4 protein-coding genes, 1 tRNA gene and 1 rRNA gene are annotated in these 12,665 nt (G+C 70.9%); 1 reads left to right on the plus strand and 5 read right to left on the minus strand.

What is annotated here, in order from left to right:
• Window positions 1-159: 159 nt before the first annotated feature.
• The 3 genes from ACIQWR_RS31255 to ACIQWR_RS31265 all read right to left on the minus strand — a co-directional run bounded on the left by ACIQWR_RS31255 (window position 160) and on the right by ACIQWR_RS31265 (window position 9,625).
• Window positions 160-2,982 (minus strand): DNA translocase FtsK, encoded by a 2,823-nt coding sequence (locus tag ACIQWR_RS31255; RefSeq protein WP_404016414.1) that lies wholly within the window; start codon window positions 2,980-2,982, stop codon window positions 160-162.
• Window positions 2,983-3,135: 153 nt separating this feature from the next.
• Complete coding sequence (locus tag ACIQWR_RS31260) at window positions 3,136-3,816, minus strand: two-component system response regulator (protein WP_399261927.1); 681 nt, start codon at window positions 3,814-3,816, stop codon at window positions 3,136-3,138.
• A gap of 274 nt (window positions 3,817-4,090) precedes the next feature.
• A complete protein-coding gene (locus tag ACIQWR_RS31265; protein WP_404016417.1) occupies window positions 4,091-9,625 on the minus strand; it encodes a HAMP domain-containing protein in 5,535 nt (1,844 codons plus the stop codon).
• Between the two features lie 188 nt (window positions 9,626-9,813).
• Here ACIQWR_RS31265 and ACIQWR_RS31270 point away from each other — a divergent pair, with 188 nt between their 5' ends.
• Window positions 9,814-12,372, plus strand: coding sequence for a SpoIIE family protein phosphatase (locus tag ACIQWR_RS31270; protein WP_404016445.1), 2,559 nt, complete (start codon window positions 9,814-9,816; stop codon window positions 12,370-12,372).
• 119 nt (window positions 12,373-12,491) lie between these two features.
• On the opposite strand, the gene ACIQWR_RS31275 is transcribed toward ACIQWR_RS31270, so the two are convergent.
• Window positions 12,492-12,567 (minus strand) — tRNA-Thr (locus tag ACIQWR_RS31275).
• A gap of 5 nt (window positions 12,568-12,572) precedes the next feature.
• Window positions 12,573-12,665 (minus strand): 5S ribosomal RNA (gene rrf, locus ACIQWR_RS31280); the annotation flags it as partial.

Genomic DNA, 12,665 nt, shown 5'->3' on the forward strand with positions numbered 1-12,665 from the left:
GCAACCGGAGGGTGACCTCCGTACGCCATCCGAATGGCATCGGTGCTCCCGTGCCGCGTCCGTGCGGATCCACGGCCCGGAGGCGCGCGGCGCCACCCCTTTCCTCAACTTGACGAGCGACCGAGGGAAACGGTTGCTCCAGGATTCTTTACGACCGGGTCACGGTCCGGTCTCTCCCCGGATGACCGCGAGGACCCCGTCCAACTCGTCCGCTTTGAGCATCACGTCGCGCGCCTTGGAGCCCTCGCTGGGCCCGACGATGCCGCGCGATTCCATGAGGTCCATCAACCGCCCGGCCTTGGCGAAGCCGACCCGGAGCTTGCGCTGGAGCATCGAGGTGGAGCCGAACTGCGTGGTGACGACCAGTTCGGCGGCCTGGCACAGCAGGTCGAGGTCGTCGCCGATCTCCTCGTCGACCTCCTTCTTCTGCTTCTGCCCGACCGTGACGTCGTCCCGGAAGACGGGCGCCATCTGGTCCTTGCAGTGCTGGACGATCCCCTGGATCTCCTCCTCGGTGACGAAGGCGCCCTGGAGCCGGGTGGGCTTGTTCGCCCCCATCGGCAGGAACAGCCCGTCACCCTTTCCGATGAGCTTCTCGGCACCGGGCTGGTCGAGGATGACCCGGCTGTCCGCGAGCGAGGAGGTCGCGAAGGCGAGCCGCGAGGGCACGTTCGCCTTGATCAGGCCGGTCACCACGTCCACCGACGGGCGCTGGGTCGCCAGCACCAGGTGGATGCCGGCCGCGCGGGCCAGCTGGGTGATGCGGACGATCGAGTCCTCCACGTCGCGCGGGGCGACCATCATCAGGTCGGCGAGCTCGTCGACGATCACCAGCAGGTACGGGTAGGGGCTCAGCTCCCGCTCGCTGCCCGGCGGCAGTTTGATCTTGCCGTCGCGAATGGCCTTGTTGAAGTCGTCGATGTGCCGGTAGCCGAAGGCGGCCAGGTCGTCGTAGCGCAGGTCCATCTCGCGCACGACCCACTGGAGGGCCTCGGCGGCTCGCTTCGGGTTGGTGATGATCGGCGTGATCAGGTGCGGGATGCCCTCGTAGGCCGTCAGCTCCACCCGCTTGGGGTCGACCAGCACCATCCGGACGTCCTCGGGGGTCGCCCGCACCATCACCGAGGTGATCAGGCAGTTGATGCAGGAGGACTTTCCGGAGCCGGTGGCGCCGGCGACCAGCACGTGCGGCATCTTCGCGAGGTTGGCCATGACGTAGCCGCCCTCGACGTCCTTGCCGAGCGCGACGAGCATCGGGTGGTCGTCCTCCGCCGCGTCCGCCAGCCGCAGGACGTCGCCGAGGTTGACCATCTCGCGGTCGGTGTTCGGGATCTCGATGCCGACCGCCGACTTGCCCGGGATCGGGCTGATGATCCGTACGTCGGGCGAGGCCACGGCGTAGGCGATGTTCTTGGCCAGCGCCGTGATCCGCTCGACCTTGACCGCCGGGCCCAGCTCCACCTCGTAGCGGGTCACCGTCGGCCCCCGGGTGAAGCCGGTGACCTTCGCGTCGACCTTGAACTCCATGAAGACGTTGCTCAGCGAGGCGACCACCGCGTCGTTCGCGGCGCTGCGGGTCTTGCCGGGGCCACCGCGCTCCAGCAGGTCGAGCGAGGGCAGCGAGTACGTGATGTCCCCGCGCAGCTGGAGCTGCTCGGCGCGCGGCGGCAGCGCCTGGGTCTGCGGCGGGGTCTTGGTCAGATCGGGCACGCCGACCGGGCCGGCCGCCATCGGGACCGGCGGGGCGGCGGGGGCGGGCGGGGCCGCGGGGACGGGCGGGAGCGACGAGGTGGTCGGGTTGGACGGGGCCGCCGGCGTCGCGGCCCGCCGCTCGCCGCGCTCCTCCCGCGCGGTCGGCACCGGCGCGGTGACCTCGGCGCCGTCCTGCGCGGGCGTGACCCCGTGGGTCAGGTCGGCGACCAGCGGGGAGGGCGGCATGCCGCCGTACACCGCCCCGTCCAGGGCCGCCGCCGCGGCCGCGGCGACGTCCACCGCGTCCATCTCGCGGTCCATGGCGGGGCGCCCCGGCGCGCGCCGGGGCCGGCGCCGCCGGGCGGCGAGCGCCTCCTCCTCCGCCGAGCCCGCGGGGGTGGCCGGGTCCGGTGCGGCGGCGCCCTGCCCGTTGGCCCGCCAGCGCTCGGGGTCGTGGCGCTCGCCCTCCTGCTCGGCGTACGCCCGGTCGTACTCGTTGGGCGCGATCACCCCGAGCCGGATCCCCAGTCGGCGCAGCCGCTGCGGGATGGCGTTGACGGGGGTGGCGGTGACCACCAGCAGCCCGAAGACGGTGAGCAGCACCAGCAGCGGCACCGCCAGCGGCGCGCCCATGGTGAAGATCAGCGGCTTGGAGGCGCCCCAGCCGATCAGGCCGCCCGCGTTCTGCATGGCGGTGGTGCCCTCGTCCCGGCCGGGCGCGCCGCAGGCGATGTGGACCAGGCCGAGGACACCGATGACCAGGGCGGTCAGCCCGATGCCGATCCGGCCGTTGGCGTCGCTCTGCTCGGGGTGGCGGATGAAGCGCACCGCCATCACCCCGAGCAGGATCGGCACCAGCAGGTCGAGCCGCCCGAAGGCACCGGTGATCAGCATCGTGACCAGATCCCCGACGGGACCGCTCAGGTTCGACCAGGTTCCGGCGGCGACGATCAGCGCGAGGGCGAGCAGGAGCAGCCCGACGCCGTCCTTGCGGTGGGCCGGGTCGAGGTTCTTCGCCCCGCGGCCCACACCGCGGAAGACCGCCCCGACGGCGTGCGCGAGGCCGAGCCAGAGGGCGCGCACCAGCCGCACCACGCCCCCGGTCGGGGACGGTGCGGGTTTGGGCGCGACCTTGCGGACCGGAGCCCGCTTGGCGGCCGCGGCCTTCTTCGCTGGCGGCTTGCCCGCGGGCTGCGCAGCCTTCTTCGCCGGCGCCGTCGTACGGCCGGTGCGGGCCTTCGCGGCACCCGCGGCGCTCTGGGAACCCTTGCCGGACGTACGTGAGGCCATGGCCCCGAGGTTACCGGTGCGCGTGCCGGTGAACACGCGTGCCCGCCCCTTCACCCGTTCGTGTCGGAGCTCCGGTGCGGCATTTGACGTACTCCGAGAGCTGACGCGCCCTCAGCAACCGGCCCCGCACCGGGGACCGGGCCGGCCGCTCGCTCAGGCCTGCGCGGGAAGCATGGGATGGCCGCCGCCGGTACCCGGCTCCAGCGCGTCCAGGGCCCGCCGCAAACCGGTCAGTTTCCGCTCCAGATGCGCCGCGGTCGCGACCACCGCCGGATCGGCCGCTTCCTCGCCGAGCTGCTTGGTGAGCGCCTCGGCCTGCTCCTCGACCGCCGCGAGCCGGGCGGACAGCTCGGCCAGCAGACCCGCCGTCTCCTTGCCCTCGACGCCGCCGGACCCGCCGCCCTCCAGCTGGAGCCGCAGCAGCGAAGCCTGCTCCCGCAGCTGGCAGTTCTTCGTGTACAGCTCGACGAAGACCGAGACCTTGGCCCGCAGCACCCAAGGGTCGAAGGGCTTGGAGATGTAGTCCACCGCGCCGGCGGCATAGCCGCGGAACGTGTGGTGCGGACCGTGGTTGATCGCGGTGAGGAAGATGATCGGGATGTCCCGGGTCCGCTCCCGCCGCTTGATGTGCGCGGCCGTCTCGAAACCGTCCATCCCGGGCATCTGCACGTCCAGCAGGATGACCGCGAAATCGTCCGTCAGCAGCGCCTTGAGCGCTTCCTCCCCCGACGACGCCCTGACCAGTGTCTGATCGAGCGCGGAGAGGATGGCCTCCAGCGCCAGCAGATTCTCCGGCCGGTCGTCGACCAGGAGGATCTTGGCCTTCTGCACCATGCCCTGTCCTCCTCGCCCCGGCATGGGGCCTCCCCGGCTCCTGGCCACAGCGCTCAACCCGGGTCCCGCCCCTGCGGGCGGCTTCCGTGCGCCGTCCGTCCTTGTGCCGGTCATCGTAGCCCCAGTCCCGAGATCGCCACACCCTGTCACCAAGATGTCACTGTGCACGAAGCAGAAACGGTGTGGGGGAGCAGAAGGTTCCCCGTATATCGCCCTCCCACACCGATGTGGACACACTGAGTCAGCAATTGGTATCTCTTCGCCGCTCCGTCGATCACTTTCCGCGCATCCACTGCTCCATCACCGACAGCAGGAAGTCGGGATCGACGGGCTTGGTGACATAGTCGGAAGCCCCGGAGTCGATCGCCTTCTCCCGGTCGCCCTTCATCGCCTTCGCCGTCAGCGCGATGATCGGCAGCCCCGCGAACTGCGGCATCCGCCGGATCGCCGACGTCGTCGCGTAGCCGTCCATCTCCGGCATCATGATGTCCATCAGAACGACCGTCACATCGTCGTGCTGCTCCAGCACTTCGATGCCCTCGCGCCCGTTCTCCGCGTACAGCACCGCCAGCCCGTGCTGCTCCAGCACGCTGGTCAGGGCGAAGACGTTGCGGACGTCGTCATCGACGATGAGCACCTTCTCGCCGTGGAAGTCGTACGTCCGGGGCACGACCGGAAGGTCGTCCTCCGCGCCACCCCAGTCGTCCTCGAACCCCTGCGCGCCGTTCTGCGCGCCCGGTTCGCCCATCGCCTTGCGGCGCCGCCGGAAGAGCGTCGCCCCGCCGTGCCCCTGCCCCCCGGCCTGCGCGGCGCCTCCCGACGCGCCCGCGGGCAGCGCCGCGGCGGGCCGCACCGGCCCCGCCGCCACCGCGGCCATCGGCGCCGCGGGCAGCGAAGGCGGCACCGGAAGCACCGGGGCCACCTCGGCGGCCCTGCGGTAGAGGTCCCCGCGACCACCGGGCGCGGGCTGCGCGTACCCCTGCGGCGGCAGCTCGCTCGGGTGCAGCGGCAGGTACAGCGTGAAGGTGGAGCCGCGCCCCGGCTCGCTGGCCGCGTGGATCTCGCCGCCCAACAGCCGGGCGATCTCCCGGCTGATGGAGAGCCCGAGCCCGGTGCCGCCGTACTTGCGGCTCGTCGTGCCGTCCGCCTGCTTGAACGCCTCGAAGATCACCAGCATCTTGCTGGCCGCGATCCCGATCCCGGTGTCGGTCACCGAGAAGGCGATCAGGTCCGCGTCCGCCTCGCGCAGCGAACCGGCCTCCAGCAACTGCTCCCGGATCGCCTGCGGCACATCCGCCCCGGCGGGCCGGATCACCAGCTCCACCGCGCCGCCGTCGGTGAACTTCACCGCGTTCGACAGCAGGTTGCGCAGCACCTGCAACAGCCGCTGCTCGTCCGTGTGCAAGGTGGCCGGCAGCTCCGGCGAGACCCGCACCGAGAAGTCCAGGCCCTTCTCCGCCGTCAGCGGCCGGAAGGTGGCCTCCACGTAGTCCACGAGCTGGACCAGCGCGATCCGCGTCGGCGAGACGTCCATCTTGCCCGCCTCGACCTTCGACAGGTCCAGGATGTCGTTGATCAGCTGGAGCAGGTCCGAACCGGCCCCGTGGATGGTCTCGGCGAACTCGACCTGCTTGGGCGAGAGGTTCTCGTCCGCGTTGTCCGCGAGCAGCTTGGCCAGGATCAGCAGCGAGTTGAGCGGGGTGCGCAGCTCGTGCGACATGTTCGCCAGGAACTCGGACTTGTACCGCATGGAGACCGCGAGCTGTTCGGCGCGCTCCTCCAGGACCTGCCGGGCCTCCTCGATCTCGGTGTTCTTCACCTCGATGTCGCGGTTCTGCTGGGCCAACAGCTCGGCCTTCTCCTCCAGTTCCGCGTTGGCGGCCTGGAGCGCCTTCTGCCGGTTCTCCAACTCGTCGGACCGCTCGCGCAGTTGCTCGGTCATCTCCTGCGACTGCTTGAGCAGCATCTCCGTCTTGGAGTTGACGCTGATCGTGTTGACGCTCGTACCGATCATCTCGGCGATCTGGCTGAGGAAGTCCTTCTGGATCTGCGTGAACGGCTGGAAGGACGCCAGCTCGATGACGCCGAGCAGGTTCCCCTCGAACAGCACGGGCAGCACGATCACGTGCGCGGGCGGCGCCTCGCCCAGCCCCGAGGAGATCTTCAGGTAGCCCGGCGGGGTGTTCTCCACCAGGATCGTCCGCTTCTCCTCGGCGACGGTCCCGATCAACCCCTCCCCCGGCCGGAAGGACGTCGGCATCGAGCCGCCCGCGTACGCGTAACTGCCGCGCATCCGCAGCTCGTACGGGCCGTCGTGACCGCTGTCGGCGCCGAGCTCCGTGGCCGCGCCGGACGGCAGGGCGAGGAAGAAGGCGCCGTGCTGCGCGGAGACCACCGGGGTCAGCTCGCTCATGATCAGCGAGGCCACGTCGTCCAGCTCCCGGCGGCCCTGCATAAGGGCCGAGATCCGCGCCAGGTTGCCCTTGAGCCAGTCCTGTTCCTTGTTGGCCAAGGTGGTGTCGCGCAGGTTGGCGATCATCGTGTTGATGTTGTCCTGGAGGACCTGGATCTCGCCCGCCGCGTCCACGTCGATCTTGAGGTTCAGATCGCCGCGGGTCACCGCGGTGGCCACGGCCGCGATGGCGCGCACCTGCCGGGTGAGGTTCCCGGCCATCTCGTTCACGGATTCCGTCAGGTCCCGCCAGGTGCCGTCGACGTCCCGGACGCGGGCCTGGCCGCCCAGGATCCCCTCGGTGCCCACCTCGCGGGCCACCCGGGTCACCTGGTCCGCGAAGGACGACAGCTGGTCGACCATCGTGTTGATGGTGGTCTTCAGCTCCAGGATCTCGCCCCGGGCGTCGATGTCGATCTTCTTGGTCAGGTCGCCCTTGGCGATGGCGGTCGTGACCATGGCGATCTGGCGCACCTGACCGGTGAGGTTGGAGGCCATGAAGTTCACCGAATCGGTGAGGTCCTTCCAGGTACCCGAGACCCCCGGCACGTGCGCCTGGCCACCGAGGCGGCCCTCGGTGCCCACCTCGCGGGCCACCCGGGTCACCTCGTCGGCGAAGGACGACAGCGTCTTGACCATGGTGTTGACCGTGTCCGCGAGCTGCGCGACCTCGCCGCGCGCCTCGACCGTGACCTTCTTCGTCAGATCGCCGTTGGCGACCGCCGCCGAGACCTGCGAGATGTTGCGCACCTGCGACGTCAGGTTGTTGGCCATCAGGTTGACGTTGTCGGTGAGGTCCTTCCAGATGCCGGTCACCCCGCGCACCCGGGCCTGGCCGCCGAGGATGCCCTCGGAGCCCACCTCGCGCGCCACCCGCGTCACCTGCTCGGCGAAGGAGGACAGCTGGTCGACCATCGTGTTGACGGTCGTCACCAGCTCCAGGATCTCGCCCTTGGCATCGACCGTGATCTTCTTCGACAGGTCGCCCATCGCGACCGCCGTGGTCACCTCGGCGATGTTGCGGACCTGCGACGTCAGGTTGTTCGCCATGAAGTTGACCGACTGGGTGAGGTCCTTCCAGGTGCCGGAGACCCCCTTGACCTCGGCCTGACCGCCCAGGATCCCCTCGGTACCGACCTCGCGGGCCACCCGGGTGACCTGCTCCGCGAAGTTGGAGAGCTGGTCGACCATGGTGTTGAGGGTGTTCTTCAGCTCCAGGATCTCGCCCCGGGCGTCCACGTCGATCTTCTGCGACAGGTCACCGCGCGCCACCGCCGTGGCGACCTGCGCGATGTTGCGCACCTGCGAGGTCAGGTTCCCGGCCATGCCGTTCACCGAGTCGGTCAGGTCGCGCCACACGCCGGCCACGCCGGGCACCTGCGCCTGACCGCCGAGACGGCCCTCCGTACCCACGTCCCGGGCCACCCGGGTCACCTGCTCCGCGAAGGCGGAGAGCTGGTCGACCATCGTGTTGATGGTGTTCTTCAGCTCCAGGATCTCGCCCCGCGCGTCCACGTCGATCTTCTGCGACAGGTCACCGCGCGCCACCGCCGTCGTCACCTGGGCGATCTGGCGCACCTGGGACGTCAGGTTCCCGGCCATGAAGTTGACCGAGTCGGTCAACTCCTTCCAGGTTCCGGACACCCCCTCCACCCGGGCCTGACCGCCGAGACGGCCCTCCGTACCCACGTCCCGGGCCATCCGCGTGACCTGGTCGGCGAAGGACGACAGCTGGTCCACCATCGTGTTCACAGTGTTCTTCAGCTGGAGCATCTCGCCGGAGACGTCCACGGTGACCTTCTGCGACAGATCGCCGTTGGCCACCGCCGTCGTCACCTGCGCGATGTTGCGGACCTGGCCGGTGAGGTTGCGGAAGGCGGTGTTCACCGAGTCGGTGAGGTCCTTCCAGGTCCCCGCCGCACCCGGCACCTGCGCCTGCCCGCCCAGCTCGCCCTCGACACCGACCTCGCGGGCCACCCGCGTCACCTCGGAGCCGAAGGACTGGAGCTGGTCCACCATCGTGTTGACGGTGTTCTTCAGCTCCAGCATCTCGCCGGCCACGTTCACGGTGACCTTCTGCGACAGGTCACCGTTCGCGACCGCCGTCGTCACCTGCGCGATGTCGCGCACCTGCGTGGTGAGGTTGCGGAAGACCGTGTTCACCGAATCGGTGAGGTCCTTCCAGGTCCCCGCCGCACCCGGCACCTGCGCCTGCCCGCCGAGCAGACCCTTGGCACCGACCTCGCTCGCCACCCGGGTGACCTCGTCCGCGAAGGTCCGCAGGGTCTCGGTCATCTGGTTGATCGTTTCGGCGAGCTGCGCCACCTCGCCCCGCGCGCTCACCGTCACCTTCTGCGACAGGTCTCCGTTGGCCACCGCGGTCGTCACCTGGGCGATCCCGCGCACCTGGGCGGTCAGGTTGCCCGCCATGGTGTTGACGGAGTCCGTCAGGTCCTTCCACACGCCCGCGACCCCGGGCACCTTCGCCTGGCCGCCCAGCTCGCCCTCGGTCCCCACCTCGCGGGCGACGCGCGTCACCTCGGAGGAGAAGGACGACAGCTGGTCCACCATCGTGTTCACGGTGTTCTTCAGCTGGAGCATCTCACCGGCCACGTGCACGGTGACCTTGCGCGACAGGTCGCCCTTCGCCACCGCCGTCGTGACGAGGGCGATGTCACGCACCTGGGCGGTGAGCCGGTACGCCATGGTGTTGACGGAGTCGGTCAGGTCCTTCCAGGAACCGGACATACCGCGCACCTGGGCCTGACCGCCGAGCTTGCCCTCGGTGCCGACCTCCAGCGCCACCCGGGTCACCTCGTCGGTGAACGCCGAGAGCTGGTCGACCAGGTTGTTGACCGTCCGACCGATCTTGAGGAACTCGCCGCGCAGCGGGTGCCCGGTGCCCTCGGCCGCCTGCGTCCGCAGGTCCATCCGCTGGTCCAGGTCACCGTCGGCGACCGCCGAGAGCACCCGGCCCACTTCGGAGACCGGCCGCGCCAGATCGTCCACGAGCTGGTTCGAGGCGTCGATCGCGGCCGCCCAGGAACCCTCGCAGGCCCCCGTCTCCAGCCGCTCGCTCAGCTTCCCCTCGCGCCCGACCATCCGCCGGACCCGCGAGAGCTCTCCGGTCAGGTGGAGGTTCCGGTCGGCGACCTCGTTGTAGACGGCGGCGATCTCCGCCATCACACCGTCGCCGGACACCGTGAGCCGCTTGCGGAAGTTCCCGTCCCGCATCGACACCAAGGCCGTGAGCAGCCGGTTCAACGCGGCGGTGTCGACCTCGGTCGTACTCCCCCGCCGGGACCGTCCGCCCTTCGCACGCGCACCTGTCCTGCGCGTCGCTACGCCAGACTCCACCGTGTCCCTCCCGAAAGGGTCGACCGCACCACCGGGTCCTGACTCCACGCGACCCGGCTCTCCAAGCCTGCCCAGTGTTTCACCCCCGCCGAACCAGGCCATAACACTTCGGCACCTTCGCACACGGTCCACACCCTGTGGGGGGAATACCCGACGACCGCACCGCGCCGCCCGCGAAGGTAAGTAACCTGGCACCCGATGTCCAACCGCGTCGGAGGAGACTTGTGATCACGGCACGGGCCGCTGCCAGCTTCGACCCCCTAGGGCGCTCGGTCGCCGCCGCCCGCGCCTTCGTCCGCGACGCGCTCCAGGGCTGGGGCTTCTCGGACATCGTCGACGACGCGGTGGTGCTCACCAGCGAGCTGGTCACCAATGCCGTAGTGCACGCCGGAACCCGCGCCGAGGTCCTGTGCCTGCGCGCCGAGGACGGCGTCCGGGTCGAGGTCGCCGACCGCTATCCGGAACGCGCCCTGCCGCTGGAGTACCCCGGGGAGCGGCCCTACGCCGACCCGGACCGCGAGAGCGGCCGCGGCCTGATGCTCTGCGCGGCCCTCGCCACCCGCTGGGGCGTCGAGTACACCGCCACCCACAAGCACGTGTGGTTCCGCCTCGACCTGCCGGACCGTCCGGTCGGTACCCGCTCCGCGGGCCCGATCGTCCCCGACCAGCTGCTCCCGCTCGCCGACAGCCGCGTACGGGTCGCCGTCGTCCAGATCGACGCGGCGGACCAGGTCACCGCCTGGAACGAGGACGCCGAGCACATCTTCGGCCACCCCGCCGAGAAGGCCGTCGGCCGCCCCCTCGCCGAGCTGGCCGCCTGGCCGCAGACCCCCGGCACCGGTACCGGCATCGCCGAGGCCCTGCGCCTGTCCCGCTGGGAGGGCAGCTACGGCATCCGCGGCGCCGACGGCCGGATCATCCCCGTCTACGCCTCCCACCTGCGCGTCCGCGACGCCCACGGAGAGCCCTCGATCGTCTGCCTGCTCGTCCACGACGACGAGCGCGCGCTGCTCCAGACCCCCGTCAGGGTCCCGGCCGACGGCGCCGCGCTCAGCGAGCCGCGCGCCGCCGACCCCTTCGAGATCTTCATCGGCTCCCCCGCCCCCGACGACCTCGACGGCCTGCTCCAGCGCACCGTGGAACGCGCCCGCGACCTCCTGGACGCCGACTCCGCCTTCCTCCTGCTGGCCACCGACGACGAGACCGAGCTGGAGGTACGGGCGACCACGGGCCTGCCCTCGACCCGCCAGCGCTTCGCCCGGGTCCCCGTCGAAGCCGGCACCAACCGGTACGGCTCCGCCCGGATGCCCGCGGTCCACGACGACCTCGCCGCCGTGCCCGGCGCCGTCCCGCTGCTCGAATTCACCGGCATGCGCTCCGCGGTCACCGTCCCGCTCAAGGTCGAGGGCCGCCTGACCGGCTCCCTCGGCATCGCCGCCGAAGGCCCGGACCGCTACTCCAACGAGGACGCCCTGCGCCTCCAGTTCGCGGCCGACCGGATCGCCCTGGCCGTCGAATCCGCCCGCCTCGGCGAGCTGGAACGGCTGCGCCGCGGCTCGCTCTCCTTCCTCGTCGAGGCCTCCGACCTGCTCGCGGGCACCCTCGACCGGGACCAGACCCTGGCCCTGATGGCCCAGATGACCGTCCCGACCCTGGCCACGTGGTGCGCCGTCTACACCATCGCCGACCAGTCCTCCGATCCGTTCCTCTCCTTCGTCCTGCACGAGGACGAGGAGCGCATCGACGACCTCAAGGTCCTGCTGTCCCGCGTCACCCCGCCCGAGGCCCTCCCCGAATCCGGTGCGTGCGCCTGGCCCGAGGCCTCCGTCGCGGTCGGCGGCGAGACCGTCGTACTGCCCCTGCGGGCCCGCAACCGGGTCATCGGCCTGCTCACCCTGGGCAAGGCCAGCGAGGACCACTTCCGCCACGAGATCCTCGAACTCGCCGAGGACCTCTCCCGCCGGGCGGCCCTCGCCCTCGACAACGCCCGGCTGTACTCCGAGCGCACCGCGATCAGCCGCTCCCTCCAGCGCAGCCTGCTGCCGCCGGGCTCACCGGCCATCCCCGGCATGGAGGTCGAGGTCATCTACCGCGCCGCCGGCGAGGGCAACGAGGTCGGCGGCGACTTCTACGACGTCTTCCCGATCCGCACCGGGGTGTACGGCTTCGCCATCGGCGACGTCTGCGGTACGGGCCCGGAGGCGGCGGCGGTCACCGGCCTCGCCCGGCACGCGCTGCGCCTGCTGGCCCGCGAGGGCCTCGGCGGCCCGGCCGTCCTGGAGCGCCTCAACGCGGCCATCCTCGACGAGGGCGCCCGCAGCCGCTTCCTCACCCTGCTCTACGGCGAACTGCACCCGCAGCCCGACGGCAGCGCCCTGATGAAGGTCGTCTGCGCGGGCCACCCGCTCCCGCTCCGGCTCCGCCCGAACGGCGAGGTCGTCCCGGCCGCGGAACCCCAGCCCCTGCTGGGCGTGATCGAGGACCTGGACCTCTACGAGCAGACCCTGACGCTGGATCCGGGGGACGTCCTGCTCTGTGTCACCGACGGCGTCACCGAACGCCGGGAGGGCACCAGGATGCTGGGCGACGACGGCCTCGCCGAGGTCCTCACCACCTGTACCGGCCTCACCGCCGGCGCGGTCGCGGCCCGCGTGCTGCGCGCGGTGGAACGCTTCGCCGCGGAGCCGGCCTCGGACGACATGGCCATCCTCGCCCTCCGCGTCCCCCAGCCCCACCCGGGCGACTGAGAGCCCCACCGACGGTCGGTCCGGGGCCCATCGGGCGCCACCGACCGTCGGACCCGACCCGGCCGATCCGGTCCTGAACGCAAAAAAGGCCCCCGCCAATTGGCGGGGGCCTTTTTCTTTGGAGCCCTTTAACGGAATCGAACCGTTGACCTTCTCCTTACCATGGAGACGCTCTACCGACTGAGCTAAAAGGGCGGGTTGTTCGGCGGCGTCCTACTCTCCCACAGGGTCCCCCCTGCAGTACCATCGGCGCTGAAAGGCTTAGCTTCCGGGTTCGAAATGTAACCGGGCGT

Source organism: Streptomyces sp. NPDC098789 (assembly GCF_044759975.1).
GTDB lineage: Bacteria > Actinomycetota > Actinomycetes > Streptomycetales > Streptomycetaceae > Streptomyces.